Origin of the sequence: Paenibacillus sp. AN1007, assembly GCF_040702995.1 — a bacterium.
Classification (GTDB): Bacteria; Bacillota; Bacilli; order Paenibacillales; family Paenibacillaceae; genus Paenibacillus.
The window spans coordinates 1,311,789-1,333,431 of the sequence record NZ_CP159992.1; the positions used below are offsets into that span (position 1 = coordinate 1,311,789).

The 21,643-nt window shown below is 46.6% G+C and carries 17 protein-coding genes; all 17 read left to right on the plus strand.

Features of this window, described 5'->3' with window-relative positions; all coding sequences use genetic code 11:
• Nucleotides 1-49: 49 nt before the first annotated feature.
• The 17 genes from ABXS70_RS06050 (at nt 50) to mraY (ending at nt 21,643) form a co-directional block, all read left to right on the plus strand.
• Nucleotides 50-700: an RsfA family transcriptional regulator gene (locus ABXS70_RS06050; protein WP_342552071.1), complete on the plus strand. Its 651-nt coding sequence runs from the start codon at nt 50-52 to the stop codon at nt 698-700.
• A 166-nt stretch (nt 701-866) separates the two neighbouring features.
• The gene (locus ABXS70_RS06055) at nt 867-1,805 is read left to right on the plus strand and encodes a 2-dehydropantoate 2-reductase (RefSeq protein WP_366294742.1); all 939 of its coding nucleotides are present in this window, start codon (nt 867-869) and stop codon (nt 1,803-1,805) included.
• 17 nt (nt 1,806-1,822) lie between these two features.
• Entirely contained in the window at nt 1,823-2,197 is a 375-nt protein-coding gene (locus ABXS70_RS06060) for a DUF3397 domain-containing protein (protein ID WP_342552069.1), read from the plus strand.
• Nucleotides 2,198-2,347: 150 nt separating this feature from the next.
• A complete protein-coding gene (locus ABXS70_RS06065) occupies nt 2,348-4,048 on the plus strand; it encodes a peptide ABC transporter substrate-binding protein (protein WP_342552068.1) in 1,701 nt (566 codons plus the stop codon).
• Nucleotides 4,049-4,238: 190 nt separating this feature from the next.
• Nucleotides 4,239-5,171: an ABC transporter permease gene (locus tag ABXS70_RS06070; protein WP_342552067.1), complete on the plus strand. Its 933-nt coding sequence runs from the start codon at nt 4,239-4,241 to the stop codon at nt 5,169-5,171.
• 2 nt (nt 5,172-5,173) lie between these two features.
• Complete coding sequence (locus tag ABXS70_RS06075; protein WP_342552066.1) at nt 5,174-6,100, plus strand: ABC transporter permease; 927 nt, start codon at nt 5,174-5,176, stop codon at nt 6,098-6,100.
• A gap of 17 nt (nt 6,101-6,117) precedes the next feature.
• Nucleotides 6,118-7,887, plus strand: coding sequence for an ABC transporter ATP-binding protein (locus ABXS70_RS06080; protein ID WP_342552065.1), 1,770 nt, complete (start codon nt 6,118-6,120; stop codon nt 7,885-7,887).
• A 154-nt stretch (nt 7,888-8,041) separates the two neighbouring features.
• A complete protein-coding gene (bshC, locus tag ABXS70_RS06085; protein WP_342552064.1) occupies nt 8,042-9,673 on the plus strand; it encodes a bacillithiol biosynthesis cysteine-adding enzyme BshC in 1,632 nt (543 codons plus the stop codon).
• Between the two features lie 83 nt (nt 9,674-9,756).
• Nucleotides 9,757-11,022, plus strand: a complete 1,266-nt coding sequence (locus ABXS70_RS06090) for an adenosylhomocysteinase (protein ID WP_342552063.1) — start codon at nt 9,757-9,759, stop codon at nt 11,020-11,022.
• Between the two features lie 275 nt (nt 11,023-11,297).
• Nucleotides 11,298-11,735 carry a division/cell wall cluster transcriptional repressor MraZ gene (gene mraZ / locus ABXS70_RS06095; RefSeq protein ID WP_342556400.1) on the plus strand — a complete coding sequence of 146 codons (438 nt, stop codon included), beginning with the start codon at nt 11,298-11,300 and terminating at the stop codon, nt 11,733-11,735.
• An 18-nt stretch (nt 11,736-11,753) separates the two neighbouring features.
• The gene (gene rsmH / locus ABXS70_RS06100) at nt 11,754-12,704 is read left to right on the plus strand and encodes a 16S rRNA (cytosine(1402)-N(4))-methyltransferase RsmH (RefSeq protein ID WP_366294749.1); all 951 of its coding nucleotides are present in this window, start codon (nt 11,754-11,756) and stop codon (nt 12,702-12,704) included.
• A 26-nt stretch (nt 12,705-12,730) separates the two neighbouring features.
• On the plus strand, nt 12,731-13,159 hold the full coding sequence (locus ABXS70_RS06105; protein ID WP_342552061.1) for a hypothetical protein: 429 nt from the start codon (nt 12,731-12,733) through the stop codon (nt 13,157-13,159).
• A gap of 12 nt (nt 13,160-13,171) precedes the next feature.
• Complete coding sequence (locus tag ABXS70_RS06110) at nt 13,172-15,520, plus strand: penicillin-binding transpeptidase domain-containing protein (RefSeq protein WP_342552060.1); 2,349 nt, start codon at nt 13,172-13,174, stop codon at nt 15,518-15,520.
• 91 nt (nt 15,521-15,611) lie between these two features.
• Nucleotides 15,612-17,564, plus strand: coding sequence for a stage V sporulation protein D (locus tag ABXS70_RS06115; protein WP_342552059.1), 1,953 nt, complete (start codon nt 15,612-15,614; stop codon nt 17,562-17,564).
• 198 nt (nt 17,565-17,762) lie between these two features.
• The gene (locus ABXS70_RS06120) at nt 17,763-19,250 is read left to right on the plus strand and encodes a UDP-N-acetylmuramoyl-L-alanyl-D-glutamate--2,6-diaminopimelate ligase (RefSeq protein WP_342552058.1); all 1,488 of its coding nucleotides are present in this window, start codon (nt 17,763-17,765) and stop codon (nt 19,248-19,250) included.
• The gene (gene murF, locus ABXS70_RS06125) at nt 19,250-20,662 is read left to right on the plus strand and encodes a UDP-N-acetylmuramoyl-tripeptide--D-alanyl-D-alanine ligase (protein WP_342556399.1); all 1,413 of its coding nucleotides are present in this window, start codon (nt 19,250-19,252) and stop codon (nt 20,660-20,662) included. The genes ABXS70_RS06120 and murF overlap by 1 nt, the downstream gene beginning before the upstream one ends.
• A 12-nt stretch (nt 20,663-20,674) precedes the next feature.
• Complete coding sequence (gene mraY / locus ABXS70_RS06130) at nt 20,675-21,643, plus strand: phospho-N-acetylmuramoyl-pentapeptide-transferase (RefSeq protein WP_366294755.1); 969 nt, start codon at nt 20,675-20,677, stop codon at nt 21,641-21,643.

Genomic DNA, 21,643 nt, shown 5'->3' on the forward strand with positions numbered 1-21,643 from the left:
CGGTTATGGGGACGGTTATTTCAGGATGGTGTTAGGAGGGTATTATAGCATGACTGCAGTGAGACAGGATGCTTGGAGCACAGAGGACGATTTGATTTTAGCAGAGGTTACATTGCGTCATATCAGGGAAGGAAGCACGCAGCTGGCAGCGTTTGAAGAAGTGGGCGAAAAAATAGGCAGAACTTCTGCCGCATGCGGTTTCCGCTGGAACAGCTGTGTTCGTAAAAAGTATGAGTCGGCGATCAGCAACGCCAAAGCTCAAAGACAAAAACGGAGTTATCTCAGAAAACAACCGGCGATGCTTGGCCCACAAGTTGCCGCACTGGCTGCAATGGATACCGAAGAAGGGGTTTACAAGGCAGATGGCGTATCCGATGAATCGTTATCCATGGATGCGGTGATCCGTTTTCTGCGTCAGTGGAAAGGGACTGTACAGGAGAGCAGCAGACAGCTAAAAATGCTGGAGAAAGAACTCCGGGAAAAAGAAGATGAACTGCTGGAACTGCGCTGTGAAAACGACCGCCTCTCCAAGGAAGTGAATGAGGTGCAGACGGATTATCGTGTGGTTAATGATGATTACAAAGCATTGATCCAGATCATGGATCGGGCACGCAGGCTTGCCTTTCTATCGGAAGAGGAAGAAGAACAGAAGACCAGGTTCAAAATGGATGCTAACGGAAATTTGGAACGGATTGAATAGAACATTTGAGTCTGATTGTAACAATCGTAGTATGCGCCCGCCACACCTCCGTCATCGTACGGCAGGTATGACGGGTTTTTAGTTGTGTGTATTTTGTTCTATTATAGAAGAAGAAGATCACCGGAAGGATAAGAGGAAGTAATCAAAATGGAAGTAGGGGCATCAGATGATGATAGACGTTGTTGGAGCAGGCTCGTTAGGGCTGCTGTTTGGAGGTAAACTGCAAGCCGCTGGTGAACGTGTTCGATTCTGGACTAGAACATCCGAACAGGCGAAGCAGCTTAAGCAGGAAGGGTTTGTAATTACAGATAAGGGGAGAGATATACATATTAGTTCGGAAAGCATTCAGGCGCAGCCTGCATCGGAACTGGCGGCTGCTTGGAACAGCAAGCCCGGGGACTGGATACTGCTTGCTTTGAAGCAAACTCATATTGACGGTTTTATTGAACAGACCCGAAATTTAAAAGGTATGCAGTCGTTAAAAATAGCTTGTTTTCAAAATGGCTTGGGGCATCTGGAGAAGCTGCGAGCCGCGCTGCCGCATTCTCTCCTGTGCAGCGCAATAACAACAGAGGGAGCAAAACGTATCCGTGCTCAAGTGTATCGTGCGGGTTCGGGTGAAACGCGTTTGGGTCTGAGCGGAGCTTTGGCAGCAGCAGCTGGAAACGAACAATCCATATTTACTTTAGCTGAGGCACTGCTGCAGGCAGGATTTGACTGTACAGTGTCGAATGAAATCGATAAGCTGGTATACAGAAAACTGCTGATTAATGCGGTCATTAACCCTCTTACAGCAGTGTGGAGAATACCCAATGGTGAATTGCTTCACAAGATGGAACGAGTCAGCATCATGCGTCAGCTGTATGACGAGACGTTAACGGTATACAGCGCCATGGGCGTGCAGCTGGAAGGGGACTTGTGGGAACAGATCAAGGGAATCTGTCATGATACGTCATCCAATACCTCATCCATGCTTGCAGATGTGCTGCATAAACGCAAGACAGAGGTTGAATCAATTAATGGATCGATCATAAGAATGGCGAAGCAGTTCAATCTGAATGTACCTGCACATGAAATGCTTCTTCATCTCATTCAAGGAATGTAATCAGAAGGAGTGAGTTAATGGAATTTTTCATCGTATTGAGTATTCTGCCCTTTTTTCCATTTTGTCTTGTCTATTGGGGCATGGTGGTAGGGAAGAAAGAGAAATCAGCTGCACTGCGAACCGCGATGGACGTTACCACATTTTTTCTGATCTTCTCAGTGTCAGCGTTATTCAACTTAACATTTGATTCGAATTTTGGTTTTTATCTGACATTAATACTCATACTAATAGCGCTAGGATTTATAGGAGGTGCGCAAAATCGACTAAAAGGAAAGGTTAATGGGGGTAGAATGTTCCGGGCCGTATGGCGCATGTCATTCGTTATTATGAGCTTTGGATATATTTTGTTTACTTTATTTGGATTATTTAGATACATTATGAATCAAATGTGAGGTTACATAACGCAAAAAGCCTAAATGTTGTGTCGATTTTGTCGAAAACTGAAAAAAACATTACTTTCTGAAAAAGTAATGTAGATTTTTTTGACCGGTGGTTGTATAATCTATAAACATAAACCACATCAATTTAGGGGGAAAAGTTAGATGAAAAGGAAAAGTCTATTAGTCCTTTTGACGCTGATCTTGGCGTTCGGTACCGTACTTGCAGCGTGCGGATCGAAAAATGAAGGCACAGGTACCACAACAGATAACAATTCTGCAAGCGGAGAAAAAGGTCTTGCCAAAGATCAAGTTCTGAAAATTAACTTGTCAGCTGAACCTCCTACGTTTGACCCGGCTCAAGCAAAAGACAGCCAAACGAACACGGTTTTGAAATTTTTGTATGAAGGTCTGGTACGCATCGATGAAAACGGTAAAGAAGCTCCAGGTGTTGCTACAAAATGGGATATTTCTGAAGATGGTTTGAAATATGTATTCAACCTGAATCCAGAAGCGAAATGGAGCAACGGTGATCCTGTAACAGCTGAAGATTTCGTTCGTTCTTGGGAACGTGCATTGAAACCGGAAACAGCTTCTCCTTATGCATACCAATTGTACTACATCAAAGGCGCTGAAGGCTTCAACATGAGCAAAGATAAGAAGTTCAAAGGTACTAAAATTACTGATTTCTCCCAAGTGGGTGTGAAAGCAACGGACGAGCACACACTTGAAGTAACGTTGGAAAATCCAACTCCTTACTTCTTGGGTCTTACAGCATTCTATACGTACTATCCAGTACACAAGTCTGCTGATACAAATGACAAATTCTTCGCTGACTACAAAAACATGATCGTTAACGGACCATTCGTAATGGATCAATACGCTAAAGGTCAAAAAATTGTCGTGAAGAAAAATGAAGGCTACCATGCAGCTTCTGATATCAAATTGAGTGAAATTAATATGTCTCTGACAAACAGCAGTGCTTCCGAGCTGCAGGCTTACAAATCAGGACAATTGGACTACACTGGTGCACCTAACGGTGAAATCCCGTCTGACCAAATCCCTTCTTTGAAAGCTGAACTTCCAAATGAGTTCAAAGCTACTGGTATTGCAAGTACGTACTACTACCAGTTTAACGTAAATGAAGCACCATTCAATAACGCTAAAATCCGTAAAGCATTTGCAATGTCTATTCAACGTCAACTGATCGTTGATAAAGTAACACAAGGCGGACAAATTCCGGCATTCGGTTTTGTACCTCCAGGTATCCGTGGTGAAAAAGAAGAATTCCGTACAGAACATAAAGATGATTACTTCACTGAAAACGTAGACGAAGCTAAAGCATTGCTTGCTGAAGGTATGAAAGAAGAAGGTTACACTACTCTTCCTGCAATTACGTTGATCTATAACACTAGTGACGGTCACGCGAAAATTGCACTCGCTATTGCTGATATGTGGAAAAAGAACCTTGGTGTAGATGTGAAAACAGAAAACCAAGAGTGGAAAGTTTTCTTGGATAACCGTCAAAAACAAAACTTCCAAATCGCTCGTGCGGGTTGGTCTGCTGACTACAACGATCCGTTCAACTTCTTGGAAATGTGGAAAACTGGCAACACAAACAATGACTCCAAATTCAGCAATGCACAGTACGATAAAGATCTCGAAGATACTGTAAAAACAACTGATGTTGCTAAACGTATGGCTGCTTTTGCTGACGCTGAAAAAGTTCTGGTTCAAGATGAAATGGGCGTACTGCCAATTTACTACTACACGAACGTATCTTTGACTAAGCCTTACCTGAAAGGCGTACAACTTGATTTCAGTGGAGCAATTGACTTCACTCGCGCATATCTGGAAGAGAAGTAAGTTGTTCTGAAGTCTAATATGATTACTTCGGGATATATATGTGGAATTCCATATATATCCCGATTTTTTTGTATGTGCACTGATTTTCCTTATAATTCTTGAAATTTCCGATAAATGGATTGGACTTTATTGCTGTCTAATTCTACAATCGATTTGTATACAAAATATTGTTTGTGGAGGTGTGCAAGGGTTGTTAAAGTACGTTTTGAAAAAACTGCTATTTATGCTGCTATCGCTTTTCATACTCGCATCGATGACCTTCTTCTTGATGAAGGCCATTCCTGGTGACCCTTTTACATCGGAGAAGAGAGTATCACCTGAAATCCGGGCTCTACTCGAAGAAAAATACGGTCTGGACAAACCGATGTATGTGCAATATTTCAAATACATTGGCGATATTGTACAAGGTGACTTCGGAGTTTCGATGAACTATCTCAACCAAGGTGTCACAGACATGATTGTGAAAACATTTACGGCTTCCCTGAAGATTGGTATTTTTGCAATCATTATCTCCATTATTGTGGGGGTACTGCTGGGACTGCTTGCTGCGGTATACCATCGAAAACTGATCGATGATGTCACGATGGTGCTTGCTGTCATCGGGATCGCCGTACCAAGTTTCTTGCTGGCTTCCTTATTACAGTATGTGTTTGCGTTCAAACTCGGGTGGTTTAACGTTATGGGCTTTGATGGACCACTTGACTATGTGCTTCCTGTTGCGGCTCTATCCGCATCACCGATTGCCTTTATCGCACGTCTAACGCGTTCAAGCATGCTGGAAGTTTTACATGCAGACTATATCAAAACGGCGAAAGCTAAAGGTTTGAAATGGCCTGCCATCATGTTTAAGCACGTTGTACGGAACGGTATTTTGCCGGTTGTCACGTATGTGGGTCCAATGACCGCCAATGTCATTACGGGTTCAGTCGTTATTGAACAGATCTTTAACATCGGTGGTATTGGTAAAGTGTTTGTCGAAAGTATCACGAACCGTGACTACACAATGATTATGGGGATTACGATTTTCTACGGTATTCTCTTGATGTTGGCACGTTTCCTTACAGATATCGCTTACGTATTGATTGATCCTAGAATTAAGCTGGAAAGCCGGAAGGGGGCATAACGTTGTCTGGCACGAATAATAACAATAATGGAACGGCGAACACTGACCTGAACAGTCAGGCAGCGGTAAAGCCGAAAGAAAGTATATCCCTTTTTAGAGACGCGATGTACAGACTGGCAACCAACAAAGCTGCGATGATTAGTCTCGGTGTTCTGGTGCTTGTTGTACTCTTTGCTTTGATTGGTCCAACTTCTTTATTTACAAAATATAATTATTATTCCAATGATCTGCTTAATGCGAACGCTGCGCCAAGTGCGGAACACTGGTTTGGTACGGACGACTTGGGTCGTGATGTATGGGTAAGAACATGGGTCGGCGCTCGTGTATCCTTGACGGTAGGTCTGGCTGCTGCATTGATTGACCTTGTAATCGGGGTTATCTATGGTGCGATCATGGGTTACTATGGTGGACGAGTTGACGGAATCATGAACAAGTTCTCCGAGATTTTGTACTCCCTGCCTTACATGCTCGTTGTTATCCTGCTTCTGGTTGTTCTGGAACCAAGTCTTACAACGATTATTATTGCACTCACCATTACAGGCTGGATCAGCATGTCCTGGATTGTACGTGGTGAGATTATGCAGCTCAAAAATAGAGACTTTATTCTTGCCGCTCGTTCGATGGGTGCAAGTACTGGACGTCAGCTGTTCCGTCACCTGCTGCCAAATGCAGTCGGCCCGATCATCGTTACGCTGACGTTGTCCATTCCAAATGCGATCTTTGCTGAAGCATTCCTGAGCTTCCTTGGCTTGGGTGTGTCTGCACCGAGATCTTCCCTTGGATCAATGATCAACGATGCACTCACAGGCTGGACACTGTATCCTTGGCGGATGTGGTTCCCTGCTGGTTTGATGGTTATTACAATGCTTGCATTTAATTTGCTCGGTGATGGACTGCGCGACGCACTTGATCCGAAATTACGTAAATAGAAACAGGAGGTGGGATTATGGAGCCGATTTTAACAGTCAAAGACTTAAGCGTATCGTTTTCGACGCGCTCTGGTGAATTTGATGCCGTTAAAAATGTGAGTTTTGAAATTGGCAAAGGAGAAACGCTGGGGATCGTAGGTGAATCGGGTAGTGGTAAGAGTGTTACCGCCCAAACCATCATGAAATTGATTCCCTCCCCGCCTTCGAAGGTTAAGAGCGGAGATATTACGTTTCACGGGCAGGACCTGCTGAACAAAACAGATAAACAAATGGAATCTATTCGTGGTAAAGATATCGGGATGATCTTCCAAGATCCGATGACTTCCCTGAACCCTACGATTAAAATTGGTAAACAGATTACAGAAGTGCTGCGTAAACACCAAAATATGTCCAAGCAGGCAGCGAACAAAGCTGCACTTGAGATGTTGGAACTGGTAGGCATTAAAAATGCAGCCATTCGTATGAATCATTACCCGCACCAGTTTTCCGGTGGTATGCGTCAGCGTGCGATGATTGCGATTGCACTTGCTTGTCGTCCGTCTTTGCTGATTGCGGATGAGCCGACAACGGCACTCGACGTTACCATTCAGGCTCAAATTCTGGATGTTATGAAAGACATGCAGAAAAAGCTTGGCACATCGATCATGCTGATTACGCATGACCTTGGTGTCGTAGCAGGAATGTGCGACCGCGTAGTTGTAATGAAGGAAGGCGAAGTTGTTGAAACAGGAACGACGGCTGAAATCTTCAGCAACCCGCAGCATCCGTATACAATCAAATTGCTGAACGCTCTCCCGCGTCTGGACGAGCCGAAAAAGGAAAAGCCAGCTCCGGCAGGTATTGTTAAGGGCAGCAATAAACCTTTGGTTCAAGTGAAAAACTTGAAGCAGTACTTTAACCTTGGCAAAGGTAATATCCTCAAAGCTGTAAATGACGTAAGCTTTGACATCTTTGAAGGAGAAACCCTTGGCGTCGTAGGTGAGTCGGGCTGTGGTAAATCGACAACCGGTCGCACCATTTTGCGCCTTTATGAGCCAACGGGTGGAAGTGTTAACTTCAATGGTACAGATATCTACAAGCTGTCTCCGCGCAAGATGAAAGAAATGCGTAAAGACATGCAGATGATTTTCCAAGATCCATATGCCTCACTCAATCCGCGTTTTAACGTAATGGATATTATCGGGGAGTCTCTGGATATCCACGGGCTGGCAGCAAGCACCAAAGAGCGTAAAAGACGGGTAGAAGAGCTGCTGGACCTAGTAGGCTTGAACCCAAGTCATGCGCTGCGTTATCCGCATGAATTCTCTGGCGGACAAAGACAGCGGATCGGAATTGCGCGTGCACTCGCGGTTGATCCGAAGTTCATCATCTGTGATGAGCCGCTTTCTGCACTTGACGTTTCCATTCAAGCTCAAGTTGTTAAACTGCTGGAAGAGCTGCAGCAGCGCCTTGGCTTGACATATCTCTTTATCGCGCATGACTTGTCCATGGTTAAACATATCAGTGACCGTGTAGCGGTTATGTATATGGGTAAAGTGGTAGAACTGGCTGAAAGTGAAGAATTGTACTCCAATCCGGTTCATCCGTATACCAAAACATTGCTTTCTGCTATTCCTGTCCCAGACCCGGAAGTGGAAGCAAATAAACGCCGTATTTTGCTGCCAGAAGAACAATCTGGTCCAATTCAAAATGCAGCGGGCGGTCCTGTGAACGATCCTTACAATCTGGAAAACGCTCAATTGATTGAGATTTCCAAAGGCCACTGGGTTGCGGAACCTTACGTATAATAGTAACGAAAACGAATATGCTATTATATACATCATAACCGCCGATTTTGATCGGCGGTTTTTTCATATATTTTATGACTTTGCTTTGACGAAGAGCTATTGAATTCGGTACAATCAAGAAAGGCTCTTTGAAGCAGAATAGGAGGCAGACCTCATGAATGGGATTACTGAGGCGCTCCGCAGCGGATCACAGCTTGCAGAGGATTACATCTGTACGAAAGATGCTGCGCGAAGCCTTTATGAATATGATATTCGCTGGGAAAATGGCCTCCACGCGCGTGCTGCATGGCTGAAGCAATCGGAGCATACACGTGTTGACCGTCAAGAACTAACGGAATATCTGCGTATATATAATAAGCGAGTTAACGATCATGACAAGGTTCATGCTTCGATAACCCGCCTGGTTGAAGAGGATGCACTGGTGGTTACTGGTGGACAACAGAGCGGCTTGTTTACCGGGCCGTTGTTCGTGATTTACAAGGCGGCAAGTGTCGTTGCCGCTGCACGTGAAGCTGAACAACAGTTGAAACGTGCGGTTATTCCTGTCTTTTGGATTGCCGGTGAAGACCATGACTGGGATGAGGTTAATCATACGTATCTGCCTGATTCGAAGGGGAATATCCAGAAAGTCAAACTGCAGGGGCACTTCACTGGAAGAGAATCTGTAAGTCATGTACAGGTGAAATGGGAACAGTGGGAGACGGCTTTGGAGCAAATAGAACAATTGCTGCCCGACACAATTCACAAGCCGGGTTTGATGAGACAGATCAAGGAAATTCATCATTACAGCTCTAATCTGAGTGATGCGTTTGCGCGAATGATCTCTGCTTTATTTGCAAACACAGGGCTGGTTCTTATGGATGCTGCTGATCCGGAATTGCGCAAATTAGAGAAACCTGTGTTCGAGCGTTTGATTCGGGAAAATGATTCGCTGCGAACAGCTTATCTGCATGGAGCGTCACTTGTGGAACGGGCAGGTTATGCTATGCCGGCTGAAGTAGCCGAAGATGGAGCTAATCTCTTTTATCTTCATGAAGGGACCCGCTTGCTGTTAACGCTGAAAGATAATTTGTACCAGGATCGCAAAGGGCTTGTATCGTTTACGGAAGAGCGGCTGTTACAAGAGCTGCAGGATCACCCTGAACGTTTTAGCAATAATGTGCTCACACGCCCATTGATGCAGGATTCGCTGCTGCCAGTTGCGGCTGTTATTTTAGGTCATGGAGAAATTGCATATTGGGGCCTCACACGTGAAGCATTCCGAACATTTGGGCTGCAAATGCCGATATTACTGCCGCGCCTATCCTTCACGATACTGGAGGAAGTGCATCACAAACATATGAAGCAGTACGGACTTTCTTTCCAGGATGTGCAGCATCAACTGGAAGAAAGGAAGGAACAGTGGCTGGCACAGCAGGAAACGTTCCAGGTCGATGAGGAGTTCAAACAAATTCGTGAGCAGTTTACGGACTTGTACCGTCCGCTGCTGGACCAGGTTGCTGCAGTGCATCCCGGGCTGAGCCGGATCGGTGAAACCAACCTGGAAAAAATAAATGAACAAATTCAATATCTGGAGCGGCAGACTCGCAAAGCTATCGAAGATAAACATCAAGTGAGCTTAACGCATTGGAACGGTATCCAGAACGCTCTGTTCCCCATGGGCAAACCGCAGGAACGAGTACATAATGCACTCTTTTACCTGAATCGTTATGGAACCGACTGGATTGAGGAATTGATTAAGTCATCAGCTGCATTCCAGGGACAACACAAAGTCATTACAGTGTAAGCATCTTGATACTATTGATCTTTATATGTATCTTGATAATATGGTCTTTATAATAGAAGGAACACATATGAGGAGGAGATAGTGTGACCACATCTGCACTGCAGAACAGTATCGTTCAAGATATGGGTCTTGCTTCAGAAGGACATTTGAAAATTGATTGGGTCGAGGCGCATATGCCGGTGTTGAACCGAATTCGACGTCAATTTGAACAGGATCTGCCTTTTAAAGGTCTGAAAGTGGCAATTTGCCTCCATCTGGAAGCAAAAACAGCCTATCTGGCAAAAGTGATTCAGGCTGGCGGAGCTGAAGTGACCATTACGCACAGCAATCCGCTGTCCACTCAAGACGATGTATGTGCTGCTTTGGTAGAAGACGGCGTTACCGTTTATGCGAAATATAATCCCGAACCAGCTGAATTTAAAGCTCTTCAGCTTCGTGCTCTGGAAGTGAAACCGGATCTCATCATCGATGACGGTGGGGATTTTGCAACCATTATTGCTTCCGAGCGTCCTGACCTTGCGTCCACCATTCGCGGAGGCGCAGAAGAAACGACAACAGGCATCATTCGGTTGAAAGCTTTGGCGAAAGAAGGACAGCTGAAATTTCCGATGGTTGCGGTCAATGACGCATATTGCAAATACCTGTTTGATAATCGTTACGGCACAGGGCAGTCTGCCTTCGACGGTATCATTCGGACAACAAATCTGGTAGTAGCAGGTAAAAATGTTGTCGTAGCCGGGTATGGCTGGTGCGGTAAAGGCGTGGCTATGCGTGCGAAAGGTTTGGGCGCCAACGTTATTGTAACTGAAATCGATCCGATCAAAGCGGTGGAAGCTCATATGGATGGTTTCCGCGTGATGACGATGGTCGAAGCCGCAAAGATTGGGGACTTCTTTATCGCGGTGACAGGTAACAAGGATGTTATTACTGGAGAGCATTACGATGTTATGAAGGACGGAGCTGTTTTGAGTAACGCAGGTCACTTTGATGTTGAGGTTAACAAACCGGAACTCGCGAAACGCTCTGAGTCTATTCGTACGGTTCGTCGTAATATTGAGGAATATCGTTTCAAAGATGGTCGTAAAATGTATCTTCTCGCAGAGGGTCGTTTGGTAAATCTGGGAGCTGCGGATGGGCACCCGGCCGAAATTATGGACACTACATTTGCACTTCAAGCCCTTGGTCTGCGTTATGTTAGTGAAAACTATGAAACCCTTGGGAAAAACGTAGTTAACGTTCCATTAGAGATTGACCAGCAGGTGGCAAGTTACAAGCTGGAAAGCCTGGATATCACGATTGATTCATTGTCTGCTGAACAGGAGAAGTACCTGGACAGCTGGAAATTCTAAAGCGATATCCAACATTTACAAGCAGATAAACCGTTTCAAAAGATATAAAATGGTGTATTGATGATATGGCTCATGTACGGGTGCACATACGATTGCCCGTAACCGGGAAGCGTCTCTAATCCTGAATGACAGGATCGGAGACGTTTTTTTGGGTGGAATCAAATAAAAAAACAGTAATGTCAAGAAGGGTTTTGATTTTTTTAACCGAATCTATTATGCTTAGGTGGTGGAAAGTGGGGCAAAGTGGGGGAAATGGGTGAGGAGTGAGTGGACCAATGTTTATGGGCGAGTTTCAACATAGCATTGATGATAAAGGCCGAGTCATTATTCCGGCTAAATTCCGCGAATCTCTGGGGCCCTCTTTCGTTGTCACGCGAGGTTTGGACCAGTGTCTTTTCGTGTATCCCATGGAGGAGTGGGGGATCATGGAACAGAAGCTCAAAGCACTGCCGCTTATGAAATCCGATGCACGTGCGTTTACCCGTTTTTTCTTCTCGGGTGCGACTGAATGTGAATTGGATAAACAGGGCAGGGTAAATCTGCCGGGCAGCTTGAGAGAGTATGCCAAAATGGACAAGGATTGTGTTGTTCTTGGTGTGTCGAACCGGGTGGAGATTTGGAGCAAAGACATATGGGAGAGTTATTTCAATCAATCCGAGGAAGCATTCAACGACATTGCCGAAAAGCTGGTCGATTTTAATTTTGACTTATAACGTAAGGAGGGGTGCAGGTTGTTTCACCACATAACCGTACTCAAAGAAGAGGCAACCGAGGGACTTAACATCAGGCAGGACGGTATATACGTGGACTGCACTTTAGGAGGCGCGGGACACAGCTCCGTCATCGCATCCAAGCTGGGTCCGGGGGGACGTCTGATCGCACTCGATCAGGATGATTGGGCTTTGGATAATGCACGCGAGAAGCTCGCTGCTTATGAAAACCAGGTTACATTGGTGAAAACCAATTTCAGGGATTTGGAACAGGTCCTCAAAGACCTTGAAGTTCCTATGAAGGATGGCATACCTCAGGTCGACGGTATATTGTATGATCTGGGTGTTTCTTCTCCTCAGTTCGATGAAGGGGAACGCGGGTTCAGTTACAATCATGATGCACCGCTGGATATGCGCATGGATCAGGATGCGCTTCTGACAGCCAAAGAGATTGTAAATGAATGGCCGGAAGAAGAGATTGCCCGAATTCTCTATCGTTACGGCGAAGAGAAGTTTTCCAGACGAATTGCTCGTGTCATTGTGGAGAAACGTGGTCAATCCGAGATCGAAACGACAGGTGAGCTTGTGGAATTGATCAAGGAAGGCATTCCGGCAGCGGCCCGCCGTACTGGTGGACACCCTGCCAAGCGAAGCTTTCAGGCACTGCGTATTGCCGTTAATGATGAACTGGGTGCTTTTGAAGAAGGGCTGCATCAAGCTGTTCGTTGTCTTGCGCCAGGGGGGCGCGTATCTGTGATTACCTTCCACTCCCTTGAGGATCGGATATGTAAACACATCTTCAGCAGCTATCTTGAAAAATGTACATGTCCACCTGACTTTCCGTTGTGTGTATGCGGTGGTAAAGGGACCTTGCGTCTTGTGAACCGCAAACCGCTGATTCCAACAGAAGCGGAACTGACCGAGAACTCTCGGGCGCGTTCAGCAAAGCTGCGCGTAGCTGAGAAATTGTAGAACAAAAGTGGAGGAGGAGCCTTCGAATGGCATACACACGTGGCAATCTAGCGGTCAAACCTAAAGCCCAGGAACGTGCAGCGCAGCAGCAGCGCTACAAGGAAACAACCAAAGTCGTGACGCGACGTACCGGTCTGCCGGCTCGCGAGAAATTTTTATACCTGATCACACTTATCGCTGTCATTGTTGTTGGCGGTGCCCTGATGTCTCGTTACGCTCATATTTATGAACTGAATAAACAGGCTCAGTCGACAATAGCAGATGTTAAAGAGGCGCAGAAAATGATTGCCGATTTGCAGGTAGAGAAAGAAACGCTGAATAATCAGGTTATCGAGAACGCAAAAAGTCTGGGTTACGTTGAATCTTCCGATAAGGATGTAATTTTTGTACCACGCTCATCAACGACTAAATCAACAGGTACTGAATCATCCTCGAATGCGGCAAGCAGCAAATAAAGAGGTGTTTCGATGGTAAAAAGAATAAAGATGCGCACGTTGTTAATAGGGGGATGTATTACCCTCTTTTTTCTTGTACTCGTAATCCGCATATTTTTCATACAGGTAGTTAATGGTGACAAATGGCAGGAACATGCGGCTGGTCTGATCCAAAGGGAACAAACCATCAAGGCTGCTCGTGGAACGATTACCGATCGTAACGGAAATGTGCTTGCTGTGGATTCTCCGGCTTATACCGTCTCGGTGAACCCGCTCCTAATCAATAAGTTGGGTATTGAGGACGTGGTGACGAAGAAGCTGTCTGTGCTGCTGAGCAAAAATGAGAGTGAGATGCGTGTGCTGGTCACAGCTAAGAATAAAGACGGTGAATTTTTTCAGCAGCGTGAAGTTCGGAGTGAAGGGTACAAGATCAGTCCTGAACTTGCAGCGAAAGTGAATGAGCTGCGTGAAGAACTACAAGATGAATATAAGGCACGAAATGCGATTGTTATGACGCAGGAATCGAAGCGTTTTTATCCTGAGCAGACGCTGGCCTCGCATGTGCTCGGTTATATGAGCCGTGACGGTAAAGCGGTCAATGGGCTGGAAGTATCCTATAATGACGTACTCACAGGTACGGACGGTTTCCTGAACTACCAGAAGGATGCTAAAGGCATCAAGCTTCCGGATTCACAGGATAATTACCTGCCGCCAAAGAACGGTAAAAACCTGAAGCTGACCATTGATGATACCATCCAGCTGTATATTGAGAGTGCGATGAAAGAAACGGTTGCGAAATATAACCCGCTGAGTATGACCGTGATTGCAGCCGATCCAAATACGATGGAGATTCTCGGGATGGCAAACTGGCCAACCTTTAATCCCAATACGTATGCGAGCACACCGGATCAGAAAAACTTTATCAACCATGCAACGCAATCGATCTATGAACCGGGTTCCACGTTCAAAATTGTGACGCTTGCGGGAGCTGTGGAGGAAAAACTATTCGATCCTAATGCGATGTTTGTATCCAAACCAACGCGTATTGGCGGGTATACAATCAGTGATAATGGACATTCCTATGGACAAATCTCGTATCTCGAAGGTGTGAAACGCTCCAGTAATATTGCCTTTGTTAATCTCGGGTACAGCATGCTCGGGGGAGAGCGGCTGCGTCACTACATCGATGAGTTTGGTTTTGGTAAAAAGACAGGCATCGATCTGCCAAGTGAAGCTGCGTCACCCATTAAACCTCTGGTCTACAAATCAGAGATTGCTACTGCAGCATATGGTCATGGTCTTGTTCAGGTGACGCCGATTCAGCAATTGACTGCCATCTCTGCCGTCGCGAATGGCGGGAAACTACTGCAGCCTCATCTGGTGAAAGAGATTATTAATCCGAATGACGGTTCCACTGAAGTGATCAAACCCAAAGTCATTCGGCAGGTCATTTCGAAAGATTCTGCCAAATTGGTTAGCGGTTATCTGGAACAGGTAGTTGCGGATCAAACTAGAGGTACTGGACGCAATGCCTATATCGAGGGATACCGCGTTGCGGGCAAAACGGGAACAGCGAGAAAAGTAATCAACGGCCAGTACAGCAAAAGTAAAGACGTCGTTTCGTTTATTGGATTTGCTCCGGTCAACAACCCGAAGATTGCCATGCTGATTGTGATAGACCAGCCTGATGGCACGAACATCGGAGGCGGCACCGCAGCCGCACCGGTATTCAAAAAGGTTGTGAGCCAAACGCTGCAGTATATGGGCATTCCGAAAGATATTGCCAAAACTGCAGATAAAAAGTCAAATGAAACGCCAGTTGTGCAGGCTAAAGCTCCAGATTTGAGCGGTAAAACGGCCAAACAGGCCAGAAGCCAACTCTTGAATTCGGGTATAGCTTATGTAACGCTTGGCCAGGGTGAGAACGTGATTCGACAGTATCCACAGGCGGGGGCTTCGATGAATCCAGGCCAGCGAATCTATCTGCTTACAGAAGAGAGCAGCAAAATGAAGGTGCCTGATTTGACAGGGGAATCCCTTCGCGATGCTTTAGAGGTTCTCTCCCTTATGAAGGTAGGCGTAACAGTCAAGGGTGAGGGATATGTTGTGAAGCAGAAAGAACAGATTTCGGGCGAGCAGCGAACGGTGCAGCTGACATTACAGACAGCAAAGGCTGCCGTAACGGGTATCGCTGATGAAGCTCCGGAATCTTCTGATCCGGATGATAAAAAGCAGGCTCAGGATGCGAAAACGGATGATGAAGGGAAAACGGATGGGGATAACCCTTCTGGAAGTACCGAGAATCAGAGTCAGTCCAAGAAGCAGACCGATCAAAGCGAAACATCTGATCAACCATCGACTGAAGGGGCTTCCCTGCCATAAGCTTCATAGACAGCTTGTTCTAACCCCCGGTTGTCCTGAATATTCATGAAGAGACAGTTCATGATTTTGGGACGAGTGGGGGGATCTTTTCGTGAAGGGATCAAGTGTAAATCTGCGGCGCAGGCTGCTGTGGAGTTTATTCATTCTGGTCATGTTATTTTCGGCCCTGTTTATCAGGCTTGCTTATGTACAGTTGGGAGAGGGGCCGGAATTATCGGCAAAAGCGGAGGAATCCTGGCGCCGCAACATTCCATACACAGCCAAAAGGGGAGAGATTCTGGATCGCAACGGAACATCTCTGGCCTACAATGTGACAACCCCAACCATTATGGCTATTCCGGCTCAGGTCAAGGAAGCGGAGACAACGGCCAGGTCGCTTGCACCGCTGCTGGGCATGACGGAAGAGAAAGTGCTGGCAGCCATCAAGAAACGTGAATTGATCGTACGACTACAACCCGGCGGCCGCAAAATTACGATGGAGAAAGCTCAGCGCATCCGTGATTTGAAGCTTCCGGGTATCGTTGTTGCCGAGGATAACAAGCGGTTCTATCCTTATGACGATCTTGCTGCTCACATTCTCGGGTTTACCGGGATTGACAATCAGGGACTCACAGGTGTTGAGAAAAGATATGACGACAAGCTGAATGGGTTGAATGGCAGCGTATCCTACTTGTCCGATGCGGCCGGAAGGCTCATGCCGGGCTCATCCGAGAAGTATGTGGAACCGAAAGACGGACTTAACCTCAAGTTGACGATTGATAAATCTATTCAGTCGATTATGGAACGGGAACTGGATCAGGCTATGGTTAAGTTCCAAGCCAATTCCGCTCTGGCGATTGCGATGAACCCCAAAACGGGCGAAATTCTCGGCATGTCCAGCAGACCAGGATACGAACCGGCAGACTACCAGCAGTACCCGGCTGAAATTTATAACCGGAATCTGCCCATATGGATGACGTATGAACCGGGTTCGACCTTCAAAATTATTACGCTGGCTGCTGCACTGGAAGAGAAAAAGGTAAATCTGAAGCAGGATCAATTTTTTGATCCCGGATTTGTCGAAGTTGGGGGTGCACGTCTGCGCTGTTGGAAGAAAGGTGGACATGGCAGTCAGACCTTCCTGCAGGTAGTGGAGAACTCCTGCAACCCTGGATTTGTTGCTTTGGGACAGAAGCTGGGCAAAGAATCGTTGTTCTCCTATATTAAAAACTTCGGTTTTGGTAAAAAAACGGGAATCGATCTCAGCGGAGAAGCGAGCGGCATTCTTTTCAAATTAGCAAATGTAGGTCCGGTTGAACTTGCCACAACGGCCTTCGGTCAAGGGGTATCCGTAACACCGATTCAACAGGTTGCGGCGGTATCGGCTGCGATCAACGGTGGAAAACTCTATAAACCTTACGTTACAAAGGCTTGGGTACACCCCGAAACGGGCGAGGTGCTGGAGGAAGTGAAACCTGAAATGGTACGTCAGGTGATCTCGGAGGATACGTCCAAACAAGTGCGAGAAGCGCTCGAAAGCGTCGTTGCCAAAGGTACAGGCCGCCCGGCGTTTATTGATGGATACCGGGTTGGAGGGAAAACAGGTACAGCCCAAAAGGTGATTAACGGACGTTATTCTTCAACCGAGCATATTGTATCTTTTATCGGATTTGCTCCGGCTGATGATCCACAGATTGTAGTGTATACAGCGGTTGATAATCCGAAAGGGATTCAGTTTGGAGGCGTGGTTGCGGCTCCGATTGTACAAAACATTCTTGAGGACTCTCTGCATTATATGAATGTGCCTGTACGCAAGGATCAGCTCACCAAAGAGTACAAATACGGTGAAACTAAAATTGTGACGGTTCCTGATCTTACGGGGGCTACCGTGGAAGATCTGTACGAGGATCTGAATATGAATTTTATGCTGGCGAAGTCCGGCAGCGGTAAATATGTTATAAACCAGGCACCTAAACCGGGAGCAAGAGTAGATCAGGGCTCAACCATACGCATTTATATGGGCGATGTATTGAAGGATGAGCATGATCATACGAAGCACGAATGAAGGCTCTTAAAGAAGGGTGTCAGGTGAGGTCTAAGAGAGGTTTCAAGTAAGGGTTTAATAAAGACTGGGATGGGGTTTCGTACTTCCACCGCAACAAAATCAAGGGGAGTGCGTTTCATTATTTGGTGATATGGTCGATATTAAAAATACAGGAATCTGCAGATACAGAAGTATATTAGGAAAAGTGAGGTTATTCATGTGCTTTTAAAACAGTTTGAATCCAAGTTGATTACCGCCCGTCTCGTGGGCGACCCCCATACAGAATGTCACAACCTTCAGACAGATTCCCGGCAGGTCAAACCGGGTGATCTGTTTATCTGTCTTCCGGGACATACGGTGGATGGACATGATTACGCAGATCAAGCAGTGCAGGCTGGAGCCGCAGCTCTCGTTGTGGAGCGTCAGCTCGATCTGCCTGTACCACAGCTGATTGTCAAAGACAGCCGATTTGCAATGGCTGTTCTGTCTGACTTCTTTTTTGACTCGCCAAGCCGCAAAATGAAAATGATCGGTGTAACGGGGACCAACGGCAAAACAACAACGACCTATCTGATCGAAAAAATTATGAGCGACTATGGGCAGAAAACCGGACTGATTGGAACCATTCAGATGCGCTATGACGGACGTACTTATCCGATGTCGGGGACAACACCAGAAGCGCTTGATCTGCAGCGCAGTCTGCATGATATGGTCCAGGCTGGTACGGACTGCTGTGTGATGGAGGTTTCATCGCATGCACTGGAGCAGGGCCGCGTCAAAGGTACGGATTTCCGTACAGCCGTATTCACCAACCTGACGCAGGATCATCTGGATTACCATCATTCGATGGAGGAGTACCGCGGGGCAAAAGGATTGTTCTTCGCTCGGCTCGGTAACGGCTATGCGGGAGATGCTTCTGAGCGCAAGTATGCAGTCATCAACGCTGATGATCCGGCAGCAGCGTATTTTATGTCCGTAACGGCTGCCGAGGTCATTACATACGGCATGGGAGAGCAGGCGGATGTACGTGCATCCGGTATCTCCATCACGGCTCAGGGAACCTCTTTCCATGTGGATACATTTGCGGGCAGCACAAACATTGAACTGCGCATGGTGGGCAAGTTCAACGTGTACAATGCGATGGCTGCCATCTCGGCAGCGCTTGTGGAAGGTGTTCCGCTGGAAGAAATCAAGCGCAGTCTGGAAACTGTACCGGGCGTGGATGGCAGGGTAGAAGCGGTCAACGAAGGTCAAGCCTTTGCGGTTATCGTCGATTATGCCCATACACCGGATGGTCTTGAAAATGTGCTGCGTACAGTTAAAGAGTTTGCAGAGGGCCGTGTTATCTGTGTATTCGGCTGCGGCGGGGACCGGGATCGGACCAAACGTCCGTTGATGGGCAAAATTGCAGCGAAATACAGTGACTTTGTATTGGTGACTTCTGACAACCCGCGGACTGAAAATCCTGATCTGATTTTGAAGGACATTGAGCAGGGGCTGCTGGAAGAGTCTGTTCCATCCGACCGCTACACGATGATCGCAGATCGACGCAAGGCAATTCATGAAGCTATTGAAATGGCAAGCCCAGCCGATGTAGTATTGATTGCGGGCAAGGGGCATGAGACCTATCAAATTATCGGAAAGACCAAAACGGATTTCGATGATCGGATCATAGCCAAAGAAGCGATAAGGGGCAAATCCAATTGATAAAACGAACATTGGCGCAAATCGCCGACATGTGCGGCGGCACACTAAGTGATGCTGCGGTTTATAGCGAGATTACAGCCGAAGGTGTATTTACGGATTCACGTAAACCGGTGGCAGGCAGTCTGTTTATACCCTTGGTGGGTGAACGTTTTGATGGACATGAATTCGTGCAGGCCTGTCTGGAGCAGGGTGCCGCAGGAGCGATGTGGCAAAAGGATCATGGTGTTCCACCACAGGGGGCAGTTATTCTGGTGGACGATACCCTTGCAGCCTTACAGGCGCTTGCATCGGCATATCTTGCTGAAACACAGGCATCTGTCGTTGGCATTACAGGCAGTAACGGTAAAACAACAACAAAAGATATTGTGGATGCCCTTCTCTCAACGACATTCAACGTGCATAAGACGCAGGGCAACTTCAATAATCATATCGGTCTGCCATTAACTGTACTGAGCATGTCTTCGGATACGGAAATTATCATTCTGGAGATGGGCATGAGCGGCCGCGGCGAAATTCATGATCTCTCTGTTATTGCACAGCCGGATGCAGCAATCATCACCAATATTGGCGAATCACACCTGCTTCAGCTCGGCTCAAGGCTTGAAATTGCAAGGGCGAAAGCTGAAATTGCGGCTGGAATGAAACCGGGCGGATTACTCATCTACAACGGAGACGAGCCTTTGATTGCTCAGGTGCTCGAAGAACCTGAAACGGAGCAGCCTGAGGATATGCAGCGGTTTACGTTTGGCCTGCAGACGGATAATGATGATTTTCCAACAGGAGTTATGAATGCGCAGAACGGGATGGTGTTTACGACCAAGCAGTCTGGAGATCAGGCGTATACACTACCGCTGCTCGGCACACATAACGTGGTCAATTGTCTGGCTGCTATGGCTGTCGCACGTCATTTCGGAGTTACTCCGGAAAATATGGCGGCAGGTCTGTCCCAGTTGAAACTGACAGGTATGCGTATCGAAGTCACGCAGGCAGTTAGCGGTCTTACACTTTTAAACGATGCATATAACGCAAGCCCGACTTCAATGAAAGCCGCAGTAGATGTGTTAGAAGGATTAAAAGGGTATCGGATGAAGGTGGCCGTACTGGGTGATATGCTGGAATTGGGCCCGCAAGAGGAAGAGCTTCATCATGATATCGGAACGTATATTACCCCTGACAAGTTGGATAGAGTGCTGGTATACGGACCATTATCCCTGCACATTGCTGAGGGAGCGAAGAAGCATATGCCAGCTGAAGCTGTGCATGCTTTTGAGAGTAAAAACGAATTGATCCGTCATCTGCTGGAGAATCTTCATCCTAAAGACGTTGTCTTGTTTAAAGCCTCACGAGGCATGAAACTGGAGGATGCGGTTCAAGCACTGCAGACAGCACCATTACACAATCGAGTAGACTAGAGGGGTGAACCCATGGATTTTCAGGTATTACTGTTAACAATCGGCGTTTCATTTATTTTGGCGGTGATTGCCGCACCGCTGCTCATTCCGCTTCTCCGGCGGATGAAATTCGGACAGCAGGTCAGGGAAGATGGACCTCAGAGCCATTTAAAAAAAAGCGGAACACCAACGATGGGCGGAGTTGTTATTTTACTTGCGTTCACGCTGGCTTTTCTGAAGTTCTCGGCTGTTAAAAATACAGATTTCTATGTGCTGCTTGTTGCTACATTGGGATTTGGTCTTATCGGATTTCTGGATGACTATATCAAAATCGTATTCAAGCGTTCGCTCGGGCTGACAGCCAGACAAAAAATGCTGGGACAGCTGTTTTTCAGTGCCCTGATGTGTTATCTGCTTATTCAAAACGGACACAGCACGGCGATTTCCATTCCGGGAACTTCGGTTTCATTTGACTGGACCGGATGGTTCTATTATCCGTTTGTGGTGTTTATGATGCTGGCCATCACCAATGCAGTTAATTTTACGGATGGTCTGGATGGTCTTCTTTCCGGAGTAAGTGCAATTGCTTTTGGTGCATTTGCTATTGTGGCAATGCAGGCAACATCGATGCCGGCGGCTGTGTGTGCAGCTGCAATGATTGGTGCTGTCCTTGGTTTCCTGGTCTATAATGCGCATCCTGCGAAGGTGTTCATGGGTGATACGGGTTCCCTTGGAATTGGAGGAGCAATTGGTGCAATTGCCATCGTAACCAAGACGGAACTTCTTTTCCTCATTATCGGTGGTATTTTTGTCATTGAAGTGCTTTCTGTCGTAATTCAAGTGATATCCTTCAAGACCCGAGGCAAGCGTGTGTTTAAAATGAGCCCGATTCACCACCACTTTGAGCTCAGCGGCTGGTCGGAATGGCGGGTTGTCATCACCTTTTGGGCGGTAGGTGCGATTTTGGCCGCTCTTGGACTTTATCTCAACAAGGGGTTGTAA

Coding starts and splice junctions, on each gene's coding strand:
- ABXS70_RS06050 (WP_342552071.1), top strand. CDS start 50: ATGACTGCAGTGAGACAGGATGCTTGGAGCACAGAGGACGATTTGATT.
- ABXS70_RS06055 (WP_366294742.1), top strand. CDS start 867: ATGATGATAGACGTTGTTGGAGCAGGCTCGTTAGGGCTGCTGTTTGGA.
- ABXS70_RS06060 (WP_342552069.1), top strand. CDS start 1,823: ATGGAATTTTTCATCGTATTGAGTATTCTGCCCTTTTTTCCATTTTGT.
- ABXS70_RS06065 (WP_342552068.1), top strand. CDS start 2,348: ATGAAAAGGAAAAGTCTATTAGTCCTTTTGACGCTGATCTTGGCGTTC.
- ABXS70_RS06080 (WP_342552065.1), top strand. CDS start 6,118: ATGGAGCCGATTTTAACAGTCAAAGACTTAAGCGTATCGTTTTCGACG.
- bshC (WP_342552064.1), top strand. CDS start 8,042: ATGAATGGGATTACTGAGGCGCTCCGCAGCGGATCACAGCTTGCAGAG.
- mraZ (WP_342556400.1), top strand. CDS start 11,298: ATGTTTATGGGCGAGTTTCAACATAGCATTGATGATAAAGGCCGAGTC.
- ABXS70_RS06105 (WP_342552061.1), top strand. CDS start 12,731: ATGGCATACACACGTGGCAATCTAGCGGTCAAACCTAAAGCCCAGGAA.
- ABXS70_RS06110 (WP_342552060.1), top strand. CDS start 13,172: ATGGTAAAAAGAATAAAGATGCGCACGTTGTTAATAGGGGGATGTATT.
- mraY (WP_366294755.1), top strand. CDS start 20,675: ATGGATTTTCAGGTATTACTGTTAACAATCGGCGTTTCATTTATTTTG.